The organism is Kocuria sp. WRN011, from assembly GCF_002295155.1.
Lineage (GTDB): Bacteria > Actinomycetota > Actinomycetes > Actinomycetales > Micrococcaceae > Kocuria > Kocuria carniphila.
In genome coordinates, this window is the sequence record NZ_NSGI01000006.1 from 98,373 (window position 1) to 116,239 (window position 17,867).

Annotated in this window: 19 protein-coding genes; 10 read left to right on the forward strand and 9 right to left on the reverse strand. The window is 62.6% G+C overall.

Annotated elements, in window-relative coordinates:
• The first annotated feature begins 152 nt into the window (after nt 1–152).
• A complete protein-coding gene (gene glgA, locus CKW39_RS09645) occupies nt 153–1,346 on the forward strand; it encodes a glycogen synthase (protein WP_095797928.1) in 1,194 nt (397 codons plus the stop codon).
• On the opposite strand, the gene CKW39_RS09650 is transcribed toward glgA, so the two are convergent.
• Nucleotides 1,328–1,813: a MarR family winged helix-turn-helix transcriptional regulator gene (locus CKW39_RS09650; RefSeq protein WP_095797929.1), complete on the reverse strand. Its 486-nt coding sequence runs from the start codon at nt 1,811–1,813 to the stop codon at nt 1,328–1,330. The genes glgA and CKW39_RS09650 overlap by 19 nt on opposite strands.
• 86 nt (nt 1,814–1,899) lie before the next feature.
• On the opposite strand from CKW39_RS09650, the gene CKW39_RS09655 reads away from it, so the two are divergent.
• A complete protein-coding gene (locus CKW39_RS09655) occupies nt 1,900–2,370 on the forward strand; it encodes a general stress protein (RefSeq protein ID WP_095797930.1) in 471 nt (156 codons plus the stop codon).
• 89 nt (nt 2,371–2,459) lie between these two features.
• Here the strand turns inward: CKW39_RS09655 and CKW39_RS09660 are convergent, their stop codons facing one another.
• The 5 genes from CKW39_RS09660 to CKW39_RS09680 all read right to left on the reverse strand — a co-directional run bounded on the left by CKW39_RS09660 (nt 2,460) and on the right by CKW39_RS09680 (nt 6,791).
• Nucleotides 2,460–3,320: an ABC transporter permease gene (locus CKW39_RS09660; protein WP_095797931.1), complete on the reverse strand. Its 861-nt coding sequence runs from the start codon at nt 3,318–3,320 to the stop codon at nt 2,460–2,462.
• Nucleotides 3,317–4,387 carry an aliphatic sulfonate ABC transporter substrate-binding protein gene (locus tag CKW39_RS09665; protein ID WP_095797932.1) on the reverse strand — a complete coding sequence of 357 codons (1,071 nt, stop codon included), beginning with the start codon at nt 4,385–4,387 and terminating at the stop codon, nt 3,317–3,319. Before CKW39_RS09665 ends, CKW39_RS09660 begins: the two co-directional genes overlap by 4 nt.
• A gap of 104 nt (nt 4,388–4,491) precedes the next feature.
• Nucleotides 4,492–5,358, reverse strand: coding sequence for an ABC transporter ATP-binding protein (locus CKW39_RS09670; protein WP_095797933.1), 867 nt, complete (start codon nt 5,356–5,358; stop codon nt 4,492–4,494).
• A gap of 205 nt (nt 5,359–5,563) precedes the next feature.
• Nucleotides 5,564–6,115, reverse strand: a complete 552-nt coding sequence (locus CKW39_RS09675) for a DUF2231 domain-containing protein (protein WP_095797934.1) — start codon at nt 6,113–6,115, stop codon at nt 5,564–5,566.
• A 169-nt stretch (nt 6,116–6,284) separates the two neighbouring features.
• Complete coding sequence (locus CKW39_RS09680) at nt 6,285–6,791, reverse strand: DoxX family membrane protein (RefSeq protein WP_095797935.1); 507 nt, start codon at nt 6,789–6,791, stop codon at nt 6,285–6,287.
• Between the two features lie 94 nt (nt 6,792–6,885).
• On the opposite strand from CKW39_RS09680, the gene CKW39_RS09685 reads away from it, so the two are divergent.
• Together CKW39_RS09685 and CKW39_RS09690 are read left to right on the forward strand one after the other, a co-directional pair.
• On the forward strand, nt 6,886–7,488 hold the full coding sequence (locus CKW39_RS09685; RefSeq protein WP_095797936.1) for a TetR/AcrR family transcriptional regulator: 603 nt from the start codon (nt 6,886–6,888) through the stop codon (nt 7,486–7,488).
• Nucleotides 7,489–7,745: 257 nt separating this feature from the next.
• On the forward strand, nt 7,746–8,108 hold the full coding sequence (locus CKW39_RS09690; protein WP_095797937.1) for a YciI family protein: 363 nt from the start codon (nt 7,746–7,748) through the stop codon (nt 8,106–8,108).
• 94 nt (nt 8,109–8,202) lie between these two features.
• Here CKW39_RS09690 and CKW39_RS09695 read toward each other — a convergent pair whose 3' ends face one another.
• Nucleotides 8,203–10,575 (reverse strand): excinuclease ABC subunit UvrA, encoded by a 2,373-nt coding sequence (locus CKW39_RS09695; RefSeq protein WP_095797938.1) that lies wholly within the window; start codon nt 10,573–10,575, stop codon nt 8,203–8,205.
• A gap of 186 nt (nt 10,576–10,761) precedes the next feature.
• On the opposite strand from CKW39_RS09695, the gene CKW39_RS09700 reads away from it, so the two are divergent.
• Both CKW39_RS09700 and CKW39_RS09705 read left to right on the forward strand, forming a co-directional pair.
• Nucleotides 10,762–11,196 (forward strand): DUF3054 domain-containing protein, encoded by a 435-nt coding sequence (locus CKW39_RS09700; RefSeq protein WP_095797939.1) that lies wholly within the window; start codon nt 10,762–10,764, stop codon nt 11,194–11,196.
• A 30-nt stretch (nt 11,197–11,226) separates the two neighbouring features.
• Complete coding sequence (locus tag CKW39_RS09705) at nt 11,227–11,505, forward strand: Lrp/AsnC family transcriptional regulator (protein ID WP_095797940.1); 279 nt, start codon at nt 11,227–11,229, stop codon at nt 11,503–11,505.
• An 85-nt stretch (nt 11,506–11,590) separates the two neighbouring features.
• Here CKW39_RS09705 and trpD read toward each other — a convergent pair whose 3' ends face one another.
• Complete coding sequence (trpD, locus tag CKW39_RS09710) at nt 11,591–12,649, reverse strand: anthranilate phosphoribosyltransferase (protein ID WP_254049358.1); 1,059 nt, start codon at nt 12,647–12,649, stop codon at nt 11,591–11,593.
• A 179-nt stretch (nt 12,650–12,828) separates the two neighbouring features.
• On the opposite strand from trpD, the gene CKW39_RS09715 reads away from it, so the two are divergent.
• The 4 genes from CKW39_RS09715 (at nt 12,829) to CKW39_RS09730 (ending at nt 17,151) form a co-directional block, all read left to right on the forward strand.
• Nucleotides 12,829–13,467 (forward strand): heme-copper oxidase subunit III, encoded by a 639-nt coding sequence (locus CKW39_RS09715; protein WP_095797942.1) that lies wholly within the window; start codon nt 12,829–12,831, stop codon nt 13,465–13,467.
• Nucleotides 13,468–13,527: 60 nt separating this feature from the next.
• Nucleotides 13,528–14,319, forward strand: coding sequence for a c-type cytochrome (locus CKW39_RS09720; RefSeq protein ID WP_095797943.1), 792 nt, complete (start codon nt 13,528–13,530; stop codon nt 14,317–14,319).
• A 73-nt stretch (nt 14,320–14,392) separates the two neighbouring features.
• On the forward strand, nt 14,393–15,487 hold the full coding sequence (locus tag CKW39_RS09725) for a ubiquinol-cytochrome c reductase iron-sulfur subunit (RefSeq protein WP_238662967.1): 1,095 nt from the start codon (nt 14,393–14,395) through the stop codon (nt 15,485–15,487).
• Nucleotides 15,487–17,151 carry a ubiquinol-cytochrome c reductase cytochrome b subunit gene (locus CKW39_RS09730; RefSeq protein ID WP_095797945.1) on the forward strand — a complete coding sequence of 555 codons (1,665 nt, stop codon included), beginning with the start codon at nt 15,487–15,489 and terminating at the stop codon, nt 17,149–17,151. The genes CKW39_RS09725 and CKW39_RS09730 overlap by 1 nt, the downstream gene beginning before the upstream one ends.
• Nucleotides 17,152–17,218: 67 nt before the next feature.
• On the opposite strand, the gene CKW39_RS09735 is transcribed toward CKW39_RS09730, so the two are convergent.
• On the reverse strand, nt 17,219–17,785 hold the full coding sequence (locus tag CKW39_RS09735) for a dihydrofolate reductase family protein (protein WP_095797946.1): 567 nt from the start codon (nt 17,783–17,785) through the stop codon (nt 17,219–17,221).
• Nucleotides 17,786–17,867: the final 82 nt, after the last annotated feature.

The window sequence follows — 17,867 nt, forward strand, 5'->3', positions numbered from 1 at the left end:
CCCAATTTGTGGCACGCGCCATCGTGTCGCCGCAAACATTGCATAAGTTTCCTTACGAGTACGGCTTGAGTACGACGCCGCCGCCCGTCACCTTTGCGTGGCGCTCGCCGTAACCCTGTGGTTGGCCGGGACTCGTGGTCTAGGCTCGCAGTGTGCGAGTAGACATTTTGAGCAAAGAGTTCCCGCCCGAGATCTACGGGGGAGCGGGGGTGCACGTGGCCGAGCTCTCCCGGGTCCTCGCGCCACTGGTGGACCTGAACGTGCGGTGCTTCGGCGCCCCGCGTGAACCCGACTTCCACGGAGCAACCGTCAAGGCCTATCCGGTGCCGGAAGAGTTGTCCTCGGCGAACGCCGCGATCCAGACGCTGGGCGTGGATCTCGGGATGGTGGGTGATGTGTCCGGCGCTGACGTCGTACATTCCCACACCTGGTACGCCAACATGGGCGGGCACCTGTCCTCCCTGATGTACGACATTCCCCACGTGCTCTCCGCCCACTCTTTGGAGCCCTTGCGCCCGTGGAAGGCCGAACAGCTCGGTGGCGGCTACCGCGTGTCCTCCTTCACCGAGAAGACCGCGTACGAAGCGGCCGCCGCGATCATCGCCGTCTCCGACGGAATGCGCGATGACATCCTGCGTTCCTACCCCAACGTTGACCCGGCCCGTGTGCGCACCGTGCACAACGGCATCGATGTCTCCCAGTGGGATCACGACCCGAACACCGACGTTCTGGAGGAGTACGGGATCGATCCCGAGCGCCCCTCCGTGGTGTTCGTTGGCCGCGTGACCCGCCAAAAGGGTGTGCCCTACCTCTTGCGCGCAGCCCTGCAATTGCCGCCCGAGGTGCAGCTGGTGCTGTGCGCCGGTGCGGCCGACACCCCGGCGCTCGCTGCCGAGGTCAATGGGCTGATCGACGAGCTCAAGGCCAAGCGCACTGGCGTGGTCCTCATCGAGAAGATGTTGCCCCGCCGCGAGGTCATTCAGATCCTGTCCCACGCCACCGCGTTTGCGTGCCCCTCCGTGTACGAACCCCTGGGCATCGTGAACCTTGAGGCCATGGCCTGCGGCTCCGCCGTGGTGGCGTCTGCAACAGGCGGCATCCCCGAGGTGGTCGTGGACGGTGAGACCGGGCGACTGGTTCCCATCGAACAGGTCACCGACGGCACCGGAACCCCGCTGGATCCGCAGAAGTTCGTGGGCGATTTCGCCGCTGCACTGATCGACGTGGTCAGCGACCCCGAACGCGCTCGCCAGATGGGCATCGCCGGACGCAAGCGCGCCCAGGAACACTTCGCCTGGGAGACCATTGCGGAGCGGACCCTGGAGGTCTACCGCTCCGTGCTGTGATCCTCGGACTTGGTGGAGAGATGCTTCTCCAGACTGTCCACCAGGTGGGTGAGTGACTCGGTCAGCTGACAACGCTCCGCATCACTCCAGTCGGTCAACATACTGTCGAAAGCCGCGCAGGCAGCTGCGCGGCTTTCTTCGTGCAACTGGCGCCCCGCCTCGGTCACCGACACCACAATGGCGCGGCGGTCCTGCGGGTCCGGTGCACGCTGCACCAGGCCCAGTTTCTCGAGCTTGCCGACCTGCGTGGTCATGGTCGAGCGATCCACGGATTGCCATGTAGCCAGCTCGGACATGCGCGCCGGACCGAACTCACTGACTCGGTCAACCAGCCACATGTCGGTGGGGGAGAGTTTGGCGCTCTGACCGCCGAGCTCCCGCCGCATCCTGGACCGCGTGGTGAGTCGCCCCAGGGCCGACATGGTCCGGGCCATTACCGTCACTGTGTCCGTTGTCTCACCGCTCATGTCATCACCCTGCTTGTTACCGCAAAAAGTGGTTGGTAGAGTCAAACTATAACAGTTTGAAGCATCCAACAAATGCAGGAGGAAGCATGTCCGAGCCCATCCAGGCCCCTCAGATCAGCACCGACGTGAAGTACGAGACCATCGCCCGGTTCCCGGACTATGCGGAGGCACAGGCCGTCGTCGATCAGCTCTCCGATAAGGAATTCGACGTCTCCACCATCAAGATCGTGGGTGAAGGCTTGCGCTCCGAGGAGTTCGTCACCGGCCGCATGACCAAGGGCCGCGCAGCCTTGGCGGGACTCGGTTCCGGTGCATGGTTCGGCCTGTTCATCGGTATCCTCTTCGGCCTCTTCGCACCCGGCTTCGGCCTGCTCTCGATCATGCTGTGGTCCGTGGTCATCGGCGCAATCTGGGGTGCGATCTTCGGTTTCGTCGCCCACCTGGCCACCGGCGGCAAGCGTGACTTCAAGTCCCTCAAGACCATGGCCGCCGAGACCTACCTGGTCCAGGTCCAGGCTTCCCGCGCCGACGAAGCCATGAGCGTGCTCGGCCGCTAAGCGCCGGCCCCAGGCCTAGACATAACGACGCCGGGTGGTCACCTCACAGAGGTGACCACCCGGCGTCGGCGGTTAAGAAGCAGTGCGAATCAGGCCCAGCGGCTCACGGCTTTCCGCTCGACCACGCCGAGGATCGCGTCCGTGATCTTGCCGATCACGGCCAACAAGATGATCGCCAAAAGCAGCCGGTCCGTTCGACCGTTGTTCTGCGAATCGGTCAGTAGGAAGCCCAGGCCCATGGAGCTGGCGATGAGTTCGGCGGCGACCAGGAATAGCCAGGCCTGCGCGAGCGCCAGTCGGAGACCGGAGAACACGGACGGAACGACCGCGGGCAACTGAATGGTGGTCAGCAGCTTGAGCCCGGAGAGCCCGAACGCACGGCCGGCTTCCACCAAGTTTTTGTCCACGTGACGGAGCGCCATGTAGACGGTGGTGAAGATGGGGAAGAACGCGCCAATGGCGATCAGGGTGACCTTGGAGTCCTCGCCGATCTTCATCCACAGGATCAGCAGCGGAACCCACGCCAGGCTGGGGACCGCGCGGAAGGCACCGATGGTGGGGGTGAGGAGAGCATCCGCCCACTTGGACAGGCCCACCAGGGAGCCGAAGGTCAGACCCAATACGGCGCCGATTGCAAAGCCCAGCAGAACGCGCTGCACCGAGATGCCCACGTGAGTCCACAGTTCTCCGCGCTGAGCCAGATCGATCCCAGCCTCGACCACCGAGCCCGGAGACGGTAGCTGAACGGGGGAGAAGATCCCCAAGACGCTGGTGGACAACCACCACAGCAGGAGCAGAACTAACGGGACGATGGCACCGAGGACGGCGCGTTTGGCCCCTACGCCGCGGCGTAGGGGACCGGCGACGCGAGGCTGCAGGGCGGCGTCGTCGTTCGCTGTATCGGTCGCGTTCGAATTCTTGGGCGAGGGAGTTTCTACCGAGGTGCTCATGCGTCAGCCTTGATGGTCGAGGGGTCGGCCTTCTCGATGAAGGAGGCGTCGATGATGGTGTCGAGGGCGTCGTCCACCTGGGACTGACTGGAGACGTCACCGGACTCCACCAGGTACGGGCCTACGCGGCGCAGGACTTCGAGCTGGGCGTCGCCGGGAACCGGATCGACGTCCAGGTTGGAGCGTTCCGCGATGACCTTGCGCGCGACCGACTCGTCCAGACCAGCGACCTCGGCCAAGATCTTGACGGTTTCGTCAACGTTGTCCGCAGCCCATTCGCGAGCGTGCTCGTAGGCATCGACCACGGTCTGAGCGATCTCCGGTTGCTCTTCCAGAAAGGACTCAGTGGCGTTGAGGAAGCCGAAGGTGTTGAACTCGAGATTGCGGTAGAAGAGCTTGGCGCCCTTTTCCTCAGCACCGGCCATGATGGGATCCAGCCCACTCCACGCGTCCACAGACCCGTTCTCCATGGCGGAGCGGCCGTCCGCGTGCTGCAGGTTCTGAACGGTGACCTCGCTGGGGTCGACGTCGGCTTGCTGCAGGGCCTGGAGCAAGAAGAAGTAGGGGTCGGTGCCCTTAGTCGCCGCCACGGACTTGCCCTTGAGATCGGCCACCTCGGTGATGTCGGAATCCGCCGGAACCACGAGCGCGGCCCACTCGGGGCGGCTGTAGAGCGAGACCACCTTGATGGGAGAATTGTTGGAGCGTGCCAGAAGGGCTGCGGATCCGGCGGTGGATCCCACATGGATGGCTTCCGCGCGCAAGTTCTCGTTGGCCTTGTTGGAGCCGGCCGACTGAACCCAGTTCACGGTGACGTTCTGGTCCTTCAGGGTCTCCTCGAGCCAACCCTTTTCCTTGATGACCAAGCTCAACGGGTTGTAAGTCGCGAAGTCGATGTTGAGGGTGAATGCCTCGCCATCGCCGCTGCCTTGACTCGGAACGTTCTCTCCGCCGGAGCCTTCACCGGCGCAGGCGCTCAGGAAGCCGGAGAGCGTTACGGCCCCCAGGCCCAGGGCACCAGCTCTCAGGACAGAGCGGCGAGACGGCGTGTTTTTGGACGGATTCATGGTGGGACCTCCAGGGGATCGTGTGCAGTGCGAGTAGGCCGGATGAGAGACTCGTGGCCCGAAATATGGGTGTTCCATAGCCCGGAATGGGCTGAGTGATGCCGTTAGTGGCGGTGGGTGTCGACGCCCAGGCCGGAGAGCAGCGTCAGACGCATTCGGCCAAGTTGTTCGTCGCTGCGGTTACGCGGGCGGTCGCCGGGCACCGTGAAGACATGCGCGATCGACGCCGCTGTCTCGCGAGGTTTGCGACCCAGCACCACGATGCGATCAGCCAGCTGAAGGGCCTCGTCCACGTCGTGAGTCACCAGCAACACCGTGGTGGGATGTGCTTCATGGACCTGCAGCAGAAGGTCCTGCATCTTCAAGCGGGTCAGGGCATCGAGTGCGCCGAAGGGCTCATCGAGGAGCAACACACCTGGGCGCCGGGCCAACGCCCGAGCAAGGGAGGTGCGCTGCGCCATGCCGCCGGAAACCTCACGCGGGCGCAAATGAGCGAAGTCAGCGAGCTCCACCAATTCCAGCAGTCTCTCGACGCGCTCCTGGCCCTCGGCCTTGGGGGTTCCTTGCGGCAGTCCCAGTTCCACGTTCTTGTGGATGTTCTGCCAGGGGAGGAGCCGAGGTTCCTGGAAAGCAACGGCGCAACGGGCGTCGATGCCATCCACGGGAGTGCCGTCAATCAACACGGTTCCCTGGGTGGGTGCATCCAGGCCCGACGCCGCGCGCAGCAGCGTGGACTTGCCGGAGCCACTGGGGCCGAGAATTGCCAGAACTTCACCGGGGACAACGTTCAGGGTGATGTCCTTGAGGACTACGTGAGGTTCGTTGCGATCCTTACCGGGGAACGCGCGGCAGACATTGTCGAAGCGAACTGAGAGGGCCTCGGAGCTCCGCTGGTGTTTTCTCGGCGAGGCGGATCCGGTGTCGGTTGCGGCTTCTTCAGCGCGAACGGACGTGCTGGCATCAAGAGACATGGTGTAATCACTCCATCGGTCCTGGCGGTAGCACCTTGCACGAAGCCGGTTGCTGCGGCGTCACAGATCCAGGTCTCTCGGCCGCTCGGGATGGTCGCTCAAAAGTAACGCGGGAGTGTGGCGCGCGCCAAATTGCCCGAAATATGACCGGTCATGGAGTGAGTTTCTTGGGTCTCCGGAGGCGGTTGTTCGCCTCTTTGGACGGTTACTTCACTGCCCGCAGCGTGGGTCCCTCCTGCTCCACGTTGACCCCCATGGAGTATGTGAGGTGTCCACCCAGGAAGCCACCCACTGTCATGACACCCAGTCCGGCCAAGCCCAGCAGCTTGCCGGGAGTGTGGTGTCCGGTCACCCGTGCAAGAAGCGACCCGGAGTACAGCAAGACGGTCACGTCCATGGTCGCCGCGTGGACGAATCCCACGCGACTGGTCGCACCCTTAGTGGTCTGCCAATCGTGCAGACCAGTGGCCGCCGTGGGGATTGCACTGAGCACGCCAACGCCCACCAGGATGGCTGATGCATCCTCTAGCTCCTCGCCACCCAAGACATCTAAGAGTGCCGACATGCTCCACGCGCCGATGGGGATATCGGTCAGCATGGGATGCAGCGGATGGCCCAGGAAATCCCCGCTCAGTACCTTGCTCACCATCGGTTGTTTCATGATGGGGCCGGCATTTTCCTTGGCGAAGGCGATGACGGAGTCCAGCGAGTTCGTCTGTTCGATCCGGTCGGTGAGCTGCTGCAATGCTTTGATCACGGGGTGCCTCCTGGGCGTTCCATTCTCGACACCGCGTGGCCGGGACGCTGGAAGCGCACGGTGCCTTGGGTCACTTGATCGGCCGTGAACTCACTCTAAGCGTGCTGAGGAAACTTGGGTAGGGTCCGGAGACAGACTCGTGCATCGAGGCACAGATTGAGCATCCTCGCTAAGAGTTCACGATGACCTCTTCAGATGACCGTCGCCCGGCATCCCGGCCGATTCGCCGTCGATCACGAAAATGTGGGACCGCTACAGCCAAGGTGGCCGCCAGGAAAACGATCTGAATCAGGGTCCGGGGGAGCAGCGCTTCCATGGGGCCGCTCGTGAGGCCGGAAACTGCGGCGTAAACGTTCGCCGGGAACATGGCGACCAGCATGAGCGCTAGCCCTCCGGCGGCCCACGGTGCAGTTCGGGACCATAGCAGGCCGAGGGTGCCGAGCAGTTCCAGTACGCCGGTCACCGTCACGAGTAGCTCGGGCGCTGGGAGGGCAGGCGGGACCATTTCGATCATTTCCGCACGCATTCCAACGAAGTGGACTACGCCGGTCATGAAGAACATCGCCGCCAGACCGCCGCGCAAGGCGATTCGCCACGGTCTCAAACGGCTGAACCGTGCCATGCCGGCCGCTCGCACTGCGAGTGTGACCACTACAAGAACAATCAGGGGTTCCATAACGTCTTCCTTCCCAAGTGTCAATCTAGACACTGTCAGGATGCGCTCGCGATCCAGTCTTGTCAATGACTAGATAGGTGGATAGTCTCAAAGAGTGAAGACGACAAAGCCGTACCATCACGGCGATCTCGCACGGGCGATACTGAGTGCCGCGGTGGCCGTGATTACCGAATCTGGTCCCGAGCGACTTAGCATGCGCGATCTGGCAAGGCGCGCTGGCGTATCCCATGCGGCGCCGGCACATCATTTCGGCGACAAGGCCGGGCTGTTGACTGCCCTGGCCACGCAGGGATTCGAACTTCTTGCCGAGGCGCTCGACGCGGAACAACAGCGCAGCGGCGATTTCCTCGAAGTGGGCGTGGCTTATGTGCGCTTTGCGGTCGACCATCGAGCTCACTTCGAGGTGATGTTCCGCCCAGATCTCTATCGGGCAGGCGACACCGGGGTAGTGGCGGCCCGGCAGCGTGCAACCAACGCGCTGTATGGCGGCGTCGAAAACATGCCCTCCGAGCAAAGAGGTGATCGCGATGTCCACGTCGGAGGGGTTGCTGCATGGTCACTCGTGCACGGATTCGCCACGCTGTGGCTGAACAACGCCTTGCCGCCGTGGCTGGGTGAAGACCCCGAGGCCGCAGCACGCGATATCGCGAGGCTGCTCTTTTCGTCGCCAAGTTCCGAACCAACAACGGGCAGCTGAGGCATCGCTGATCGGACTGACAGCACTCACGTGACGGGAGCCCGGTCCGGCGATCGAGGGGAGCGCCAGCCCAGAGGCATCCTCGCGTTCGAACGACCTACTTTACATAATGTACATTATCGGCCAACGGGCAAACTGGGCGGATTCGGGGTTCCACGCCTCTATATACGTGCGGCCCTCACGGTGGTTGAATCGCTGATGGAAGCACTCGCAGTCGTCTTCACTGTGCGAGTGACAGACCTGCGAAAGGTTCACCCGTGGCCCAGTACATGATTTCCGTTTTCCACGAGCCTGGCGTTCAGAACGCCGGCACCGCTTATCAGGACGACGCCGCCCTACAGGCGGCTTTCGCGGCCGTCGCGGAATTCAACGCCGGACTTCAGGCAGCAGGACAATTCGTTTACGCCTGTGGCTTGATGCCTCCGGAATCCAGCCACACCGTGGATGCCACCGGCACGACACCGTCCGTGACCCCCGGGCCGTTTTCCGTGTCGTCAGCGTCGATCGGTGGTTTCTGGATTGTCGAGGCGCTTGACGAAACAGTGGCCATCGATCTGGCAACCCGGGCATCGGCGGCCTGCGGTCAGAAGGTTGAACTGCGGCCGCTCCAGGCGGGCTAGTCCCCCGGCAACTCTCCATAAATAACGTTTGCCCTAGTCAGACCGCAAATAGGCCGCCTGACTAGGGCAAACGTCGTCGTTCCCGGAGACTTGGTCAGGCGCCCACGTACTCCGCGAGGTGCTGGCCCGTGAGGGTCGATTTCTCGGCCACGAGATCTGCGGGTGTGCCCTCGAAAACGATCCGCCCGCCGTCGTGACCTGCACCGGGACCCAAATCGATGATCCAATCCGCGTGCGCCATGACGGCCTGGTGATGCTCGACCACGATCACCGACTTGCCCGAGTCGACCAGGCGGTCCAGCATGCCCAGGAGACGCTCGACGTCGGCGAGGTGGAGGCCCGTGGTGGGCTCGTCCAGGATGTAGACGCCACCCTTCTCCCCCATGCGCGTAGCCAACTTGAGGCGCTGGCGTTCACCGCCGGACAGCGTGGTGAGCGGCTGACCCACCTTCACATAGCCCAAGCCGACGTCCGAGAGACGCTCAAGAATCTTGAGGGCGGCTGGCGTACGAGCGTCGCCGTCGGCAAAGTATTCGAGCGCATCCGAGACGGACATCGAGAACACGTCGCTGATGTTTTTGCCGTCCACCTCGAACTCGAGAACCGCCGGCTGGAACCGTTTGCCCTCGCAGTCATCACACGTGGCGGTGACACCCTCCATCATGCCCAGATCCGTGTAGATCACACCGGCACCCTTACACGTGGGGCATGCGCCTTCGGAATTGGGACTGAACAGCGCGGGCTTCTCACCGTTGACCTTGGCGAACGTCTTGCGAATGGAATCCAACAGGCCCGTGTAGGTCGCGGGATTACTGCGGCGGGACCCGCGGATCGCACTCTGATCGATGGACACGATGTCCTGGTTGTCCGGGAGCGATCCGTGCACCAGTGAACTCTTGCCCGAACCGGCCACGCCCGTGATCACGGTGAGCACGCCCAGCGGAATGTCCACGTCCACGTTGTCCAGATTGTGCGAGGTGGCTCCGCGGATCTCGAGCTGGCCCGTGGGTTTGCGGAACGATTCCTTGAGCGCGATCTGATCGTCCAAGTGGCGGCCGGTATTGGTGTCACTCCCCCGCAGCTCGTGCACGGGGCCCTCGAAGCAAATGGTGCCGCCGTCCGTGCCGGCGCCGGGTCCGAGATCCACCACGTGGTCGGCGATCGCAATGGTTTCGGGCTTGTGCTCCACGACGAGCACGGTGTTGCCCTTGTCCCGCAGCTCCAACAGCAGCTCGTTCATCTGTCGGATGTCATGGGGATGCAGGCCGATGGTCGGTTCATCGAACACGTAGGTGACATCGGTCAGCGGCGAGCCCAGGTGTCGGATCATCTTGGCGCGCTGAGACTCACCGCCGGACAGCGTGCTGGTGGGGCGATCCAGTGACAGGTAGCCCAGCCCGATCCGCACGAACGAATCCAGCGTGGCGGTCAGTCCATCGAGCAGGGGCTTCATGGACGGGTAATCCAGGCCGCGGACCCACTGGGCGAGATCCGTGATCTGCATGGCGCACGCATCGGCGATGCTCACGCCGTCGATCTTCGCGTTGCGCGCGCCCGCCGCCAACCGCGTGCCCTCACATTCCGGGCACGCCTTGAACGTGACGGCGCGGTCCACGAACTCGCGCACGTGGGACTGCATGGCCTCGCGGTCCTTGTTCAACATGGACTTCTGGATCCTCGGGATCAGGCCTTCGAAGGTCATGTTGATGCCCTCGACCTTGACCTTCACGGGCTCCATGTGGAGGAAGTCGTGGAGCTGCTTGTCCGTGAATTCCTGGATGGGTTTGTCCCCGGGGAAGAACTCGAGTCCGCCGTACAGGCGGACGTTCCAGCCACCCTTGTTATAGCCGGGAACGGTGATGGCGCCGTCCTTGATGGACAGGTTCTCGTCGTAGAGTTCGCGTAAGTCGAGATCGGAAACCTTACCCATGCCTTCACAGCGAGGGCACATGCCGCCGGTGATGGAGAAGGTCTTCTTTTCCTTCTTCTGGTTGCCGCGTTCCACCGTGACCGCTCCGGCGCCGCTGACCGAGGGAATGTTGAAGGCAAAGGCCTTGGGCCCGCCGATATGCGGTTCCGCCAAGCGAGAGAACACGATACGCAGCATCGCGTTGACGTCTGTGGCGGTGCCCACCGTGGAGCGCGGATTCGCGCCCATGGGTTCCTGATCCACCATGATGGCGGTGGTGATGCCCTCCAGCATGTCGACCTCGGGTCGACCGACCGTGGGCATCATGCCCTGCAGGAAGGCACTGTAGGTTTCATTGATCAGCCGCTGCGACTCCGCGGCCACGGTGCCGAACACCAAGGAGCTCTTACCCGAGCCGGAGACGCCCGTGAAAACGGTGAGTCGGCGCTTGGGGATGTCCACACTTACGTCCCGGAGGTTGTTCTCGCGGGCGCCTCGCACTCGGATTAGATCGTGGGTGTCGGCCGCGTGCTCGGGGGCCGCATCGGTTGTGCTCACCGTGTCTCCAGTGGTTGACGAAGTGCCCTCGAGGTTACGACGGCGCTCGGCAGTTTATCCCGCCGGTGTCACTTGAACACACCCATAGTTGCGGTGGCTAAAGTCGATTGTTTCAAGCGATTGTTCATACTATTACAGAAACGTTCACGTAAAGGTTCAGGTATGGCCCGGGCCTAGACTGGGACTATGTCTCGATCTGCGCCGTCCTCCACGTCAACATCCCTCACTCCGGCCAACGGAACCTATCCCCCGCGATCCGGTTCCCATCGCTGGCCGTTGTTCCTGATCGCGGACCTGGTCCTCGTGACGATCTTCGCGGCACTGGGCCGCAACGCTCACGAACAAAGTCCTTGGGGTGCCTTGGAAACGGCTTGGCCGTTCCTTCTCGGAGCTCTCGTCGGCTGGGTTCTCATTCGGGCGCACCGGCGTCCTGCAGCGCTGTTCCCGACCGGTGTGGTCGTCTGGTTGTCGGCTGAGATCATCGGCATGCTGTTGCGCATGCTGACGGGCCAGGGCACTGCCCTCGCGTTCGTCCTGGTGAGCCTGGGTGTCCTGGGCTTGTTCCTCCTGGGGTACCGACTGATCGTGCTCCTGGTCGGCCGCTCACTCCGCAATCGATAGGCTGAAGACAAACGTCGAGAAAGGACTCACATGCTGACCGCAATCGTGCTGATCAAGACATCCGCAGACCGCATTCCCGAGGTGGCCCAGGACATCTCCAACATCAAGGGCATCACCGAGGTCTACTCGGTCACTGGTGATTGGGATCTGATCGCCATGGTCCGCGTGCGCGAGCACGAACGGCTGGCCGATGTGATCGCCGACCAGCTGTCCAAGGTGAAGGGCGTGGTTTCGACCAACACCAACATCGCCTTCCGCGCCTACAGTGAGCACGATCTGGACGCCGCGTTCTCCTTGGGTATCGACTAACCGGAATCAGGCCACCAACGACCGACGCCGCCCGCCCAGGAAAACCCGGCCGGCGGCGTCGTCGTCATTAACGAAGGTGCGGGACCTAAGCCGTCCTGGCGAACTGGACCCAACGATCCAGGATGCCCTGCGCGGAACCTGAGTCAATGGATTCAGCAGCGCGGGCGATGGCCTTGGCGAAACGGTCGTGGAACTCGCCGTCAGCGTTCTCGTCCACGGCCATCAGGCCCGCGGCCGAGTTGAGCAGCACCGCGTTGCGAATATGACCCGGGGTGCTGGCGAGTACGTCGCGAACGACCCCCGCGTTGTACTGGGCATCCTGGCCGCGCAGATCTTCGATGGTCGCGCGCGGCATGTCGAAATCGAGCGGTTCGAGCGAGTGCTCCGTGATCTGACCGTCACGAACTTCCCACACGTCCGACGGCGCCGTGACCGTGAGCTCGTCCAGGCCGTCTCCCCCGCGGAAGACCAACGCGCGGTCCCCGCGATTCTGAAACACGCCGGCCATCAGGGGTGCCAGTGCGGCGTCTGCAACGCCAATCGCCGAGGCCTTGACCTTGGCCGGGTTGGTAATGGGCCCCAGGAAATTGAACGCGGTGGCCACACCCAGCGCCTTACGAGCCACGGCAGCGAACCGCATGGACGGGTGGAAGGTCTGGGCGAACAGGAACGTGATCCCCACGTCCGACGCCGCCTTCTCCACCTTGTCGATGGGCATGTCCAGTTGAACGCCCAGGGCTTCCAGGACATCGGCCGAGCCGGACTTCGACGAGGACGCCCTGTTGCCGTGTTTGACCACGCGCACCCCGGCGCCGGCGCACACGAGAGCGGACATGGTTGAAATATTCACGCTCGACAGCCGGTCTCCCCCGGTGCCCACGATGTCCAACGCGGGCGCCGGAACATTTACCGCCCGCGCGTGCTCAACCATGGCATCGGCGAGACCGTTGAGTTCCGCGACCGTCTCACCCTTGGTGCGCAGCGCCATGAGGAACCCGGCGATCACGGCGTCGGGCACTTCGCCGTTCATGATGGTGTCCATCGCCCAATAGGACTCATCCCAGGTGAGATCCTCGCCACGCGAGAGCGAGGTCAGAAGATTCGGCCAGTGCATGCTTGTTTGGGAGCCAGTTGAGGTAGTCACAATTCGACTCTACCGCCAGATTCCGGCTCTGCACGAAGCCGCCGAAGCGGGGCGATTTCGGTTCCTTAATAAGAGGAGCACTGAAATAAGTTGCAAGAGAAGCAGCTGACTCGCGACACGGCACCTCCAGAAGGGCCCGGTGGTTGGTTCGCGGAGAGTTTTGGCGACATAATGTCTCTGTGACAACTGCAACCCATACCCCAGCCAAACCGGTAGGCGCGAACATCAATCGCCCCAACCTCACTTCCGTGGGCACCATCGTGTGGCTCTCGTCCGAAGTGATGTTCTTCGCCGGTCTTTTCGCCATGTACTTCACCCTCCGCGCAACGTCTCCGGAGCTGTGGGAAGAACAGACTGCGATGCTCAACGTCCCGCTGGCGTTGATCAACACCATCATCTTGGTGCTCAGCTCTGTGACCTGCCAGTTCGGAGTGTTCGCCGCTGAGCGTCTCCAGCCCCGCCGTACCGGCGGCATCTTCCAGTTCACCAAGTGGGGAATGACCGAATGGTTTGCTCTCACTTTCTTGATGGGTGCCGTCTTCGTCTCCGTCCAGGTGTACGAGTACGCGGTGCTGGTTTCCGAAGGTGTGACCATTGCGGCCAACGCATACGGCTCCGCCTTCTACATCACCACCGGTTTCCACGCGATCCACGTGACCGGCGGTCTGATCGCATTCCTCTTCATCATGGGCCGCGCCTTCGTTGCCAAGCGGTTCGGACACTACGAGGCCACCTCGGCCATCGTGGTCTCCTACTACTGGCACTTCGTGGACGTCGTCTGGATCGTCCTGTTCATCCTGGTCTACTTCATTCAGTAGCTAGCTGGAACGACCCACCCCATCCCAGTCTCCAAGTACCGAGTAAAAGGAACGTTTGACGTGAAGGCACTCTCACAAAAGCGCCGCCATCCCCTGGCAGTCCTCGCACTGCTCGTCATGGCTTTGCTTCTCACCGGTGGACTCTATGCAGTTGCCACAACCACCAACGAAGCCAAGGCCGAGACCACGACCTACTCGGCACAGGACATTGAAGAAGGCCAGAAGCTCTTCCTGGCCAACTGCTCTACCTGCCACGGCCTGAACGCCGAAGGCACCGAGGCCGGCCCCAGCCTCATCGGTGTGGGCGCCGCGTCCGTTGACTTCCAGGTCGGCACCGGCCGCATGCCCATGCAGATGCAGGGCCCCCAGGCACAGGTCAAGCCGGAACAGTTCAATGAAGAACAGACCAAGCAGCTTGCCGGCTACGTAGCATCGCTGGGTGCCGGCCCCGCCATCCCCGAGGACGAGTACCTGGACGTCACCAAGGGCGACTCCGCCAACGGCGCCAAGGTCTTCCTGGCCAACTGCGCCATGTGCCACAACGCCGCAGGCGCCGGTGGTGCATTGACCCGCGGTAAGTTCGCCCCCTCCGTCATGGGTGTCGACGAGGCTCACATCTACGAGGCCATGCAGACCGGCCCGCAGAACATGCCCGTGTTCAACGATGCGAACATCACCCCCGAGGAAAAGCGTGACGTGATCACCTACCTCAAGGCGTTGGACAACAACACCGACCCGGGTGGATTCAACCTCGGCTCGCTCGGCCCGGTTTCTGAAGGTCTCATGATCTGGAGCATCGGTCTGGCCGTGGTCATCGGCTTCACCGTCTGGCTCACTTCCCGCTCCGCCTGAGAGCGTCTGCCGGCTCACCCCGGCAACCTGACACAGCATTATTCAAAGCATCAAGAGAAGAATGAGGGACCACATGGGCGACCATCGTGACGGCACTCCCCAGCACAGCGGGGCGGTTGTCACCTCGGACGGAGCGGCTAAGAATCAGTTCCCCGACCCGGGACTTCCGCCGCACCGTCCGCGTGTGACAGACGTTGACCCCAAAGCTGCTAAGCGTGCCGAACGGCAGGTAGTACTGCTGTTCATCATCTCGATCCTCGGATCAATTCTGTTCTTCATCGCGTACTTCGGTATTCGAGTCGACGGACCGATCTACGACGTGGTGAATACGGAGCCCACCAGCCAGCTGCGCCTGCAGAACCTGCTGCTGGGCCTCGGCATTGCGCTGGGCATGTTCGGTATTGGTATTGGCGTTGTGCAGTGGGCACGAACCCTCATGCCGGACCACGAATTGGTCGAGGAACGTCACGACGTTCGTACCGAGGAGCAGCGTGCAGAGGCTCAGGAAATCCTGACCACCATTTACGACGAGTCCGGCATCAAGCGCCGTCCGCTCCTTCGTAACACGCTGATCGGCGCCGCTATCCTGGCTCCGCTCCCCTTCGTCGGTTTGCTCCGCGACTTGGGTCCTACCGACCTCACGGTTCTGCGCCACACCATCTGGGACGAAGGAATCCGCCTGGTGCGCGACCCCTCCGGTACCCCGATCAAGGCTTCGGACGTCACCCTGGGCTCCGCGTTCCACGTGGTCCCCGAGAACCTCTCCGAACTGGGCCACCACGACGGTTACCTGGACGAGAAGGCCAAGGCCGTTGTGCTGCTCATGCGACTCGACCCGGACAAGGTGAACGTCTCTGCCGACCGTGAAGACTGGAACGTGGACGGCATCTTCGCCTACTCCAAGGTCTGCACCCACGTCGGTTGCCCCATCGCATTGTACGAGCAGCACACTCATCACCTGCTGTGCCCGTGCCACCAATCGACCTTCGACCTCACGAACGAGTGTGAAGTGATCTTCGGCCCGGCATCGCGTCCGCTGCCCCAGCTGCCCATTACCGTTGATTCCGAGGGATACCTCGTTGCGCGTAGTGACTTCCACGAGCCCGTGGGACCCACCTACTCGCAGCGCGGATTCGCAGTCCGAGATATGCAGGGTGAGGCAAACTGATGTCATCTACTACTGATTACGAGTACCAGCCCCGCACACGCTCCGGGCGGATCGCTAACTTCGTAGACACCCGCGCGGGTGTCTCCCCCATGGTCAAGGAATTCGGTCGCAAGATCTTCCCCGACCACTGGACCTTCATGTTCGGTGAGGTCGCCCTCTACAGCTTCGTCATCCTGCTGTTGTCGGGTACGTTCCTCGCCTTCTGGTTCGACCCCACCATGACCTCCCTGGAGTACCACGGCAGCTACGTGCCCATGCAGGGCGTGGAAATGTCTGGCGCTTACGCCTCTACGCTGAACATCTCGTTCGATATCCGCGGTGGCCTGTTCCTGCGTCAGCTCCACCACTGGTCGGCCCTGATGTTCGTGATGGCGCTGTCGGTGCACATGCTCCGCGTGTTCTTCACCGGCGCGTTCCGTCGCCCCCGCGAGCTCAACTGGGTTGTCGGCTGCGTGCTCTTCCTCCTGGCGATCGTGGCCGGCTTCTCCGGTTACTCCCTCCCGGATGACGTTCTGTCCGGTAACGGTCTGCGCATTGCGGACGCCATGTTGAAGGCCATCCCGGTGGTCGGTACCTACATGTCGATGTTCATGTTCGGTGGCGAATTCCCCGGCCTGGCGATTATCGGCCGTATGTACATCGCCCACGTGCTGATCATCCCCGCATTGATCCTCATCATGATCGTCGTGCACTTGTTCATGGTGGTCGTGCACAAGCACACCCAGTATCCCGGCCCGGGTCGCACCGAAAACAATGTGGTTGGCTTCCCCGTCGGCCCCGTTTACGCGGCCAAGGCCGGTGGCTTCTTCTTCATCGTGTTCGGCATCCTGGCCACGTTGGCGGCCACCACTACGATCAACGCGGTGTGGAACTACGGTCCGTACGACCCCTCTCCGGTTCAGGCAGGTTCGCAGCCTGACTTCTACATGGGCTTCCCCGACGGCGCCCTGCGTCTGATGCCCGGTTCCTGGCCCTTCTCGTGGGAGTGGACGATCTTCGGGCTCGAGTTCCCCATGGCCATCCTGCTGCCGTTGCTTCCCATCGGTTTGATGTTCGTGGCAATGTTCGCGTACCCGTGGATCGAGCGTTGGGTGACCAAGGACAACCGCGTGCACAACGTATTGGACCGCCCGCGTAACGCCCCGTTCCGTACCGCTATCGGTGCCGGCGCTGTGACGTTCTATGCAGTGCAGATGATGGCGGCCAGCTCTGACCTCATTGCCACGCACTTCCACGTGGGTCTGAATGATGTGACCTACTGGCTGCGCGCCGCGTACTTCCTTGGCCCGATCCTCGCGTTCATCATTACCCGCCGTATGTGCCTGGCACTGCAGCGCAAGGACCGCGAGATTGTTCTGCACGGTCGCGAGTCCGGTCGGATTCAGGCTCTGCCCCACGGCGAGTTCGTAGAGGTCCACGAGCCGTTGGACGAGTACAAGCGCTACCGCTTGGTCGACTTCGAGGACTACCAGGTGCAGCCGGCCCGCGCTAACGCGAAGGGCAAGGTCACCGGCATGGAGAAGATGCGCGGTCGCTTGAGCCGCTGGTACTTCGAGGACCGCGTTGCTCCCGTGACTCCCCAGGAGCTCGAGGCCGCACACGGTCACCACGACGACCACGAGGCCGTCGGAGCCGGGTCCCACAAGGCTCAGCTCGACAAGTAACCGGATGATCCCCTAGATCGTCCAGAAGGAAGCCCCCGAGGTTCGCCTCGGGGGCTTCTTCGTCTCTTTACGCCCCCACCCGGCGTGTGAAGGTCAGATGGATGACACCCGATCCAGAGACCACAGATTCAATAGTGAACCGGTCCTCAAGTCCTTCCAGACCCTCCCAGAGCCGTTCCCCACGTCCGAGCAGTATGGGAACCACCACGATGTGCATCTGGTCGATCAGATCGGCTTGGAGAAACTCTCGAACTATCGTGGTTCCACCGTCCATCTCGAGCGGGAGCCGAGGGTAATGGGTCAGGACCACTACGGGTGTGTGGAATGGCGGATCGTCTCCCCACCACCCGCGCCATTCCTCGGTCTCCCATGGGCCTCTGGACGGGGCGAACTTGTTCCGCCCCATGATCTCCACCCCGATGTCCTCGGCCCAATTGCTGGCAAACGCGTCGTCTACGCCCACGGTCGGCTCCTCGCGGCCGTGGAACCCCATGCGCTGGAACGTGCGGGTGGGCAGGGCCCAACGCAGCAGACGCTCCCCTGCGTGTCCGAAGGGAGCCTCGAGGGACTGGCTTTCGCCTACACCGAATCCATCGAGTGAAATCGAGAAATTGTGAACTCTTACGCGTGACATACGACCTCCTGGTCGTTGGGCCACGATCGATGAAGAGTGGTCGTAACCGAAGTGAGTTCGGCCGTGTTGGCCGCCAGGCTGC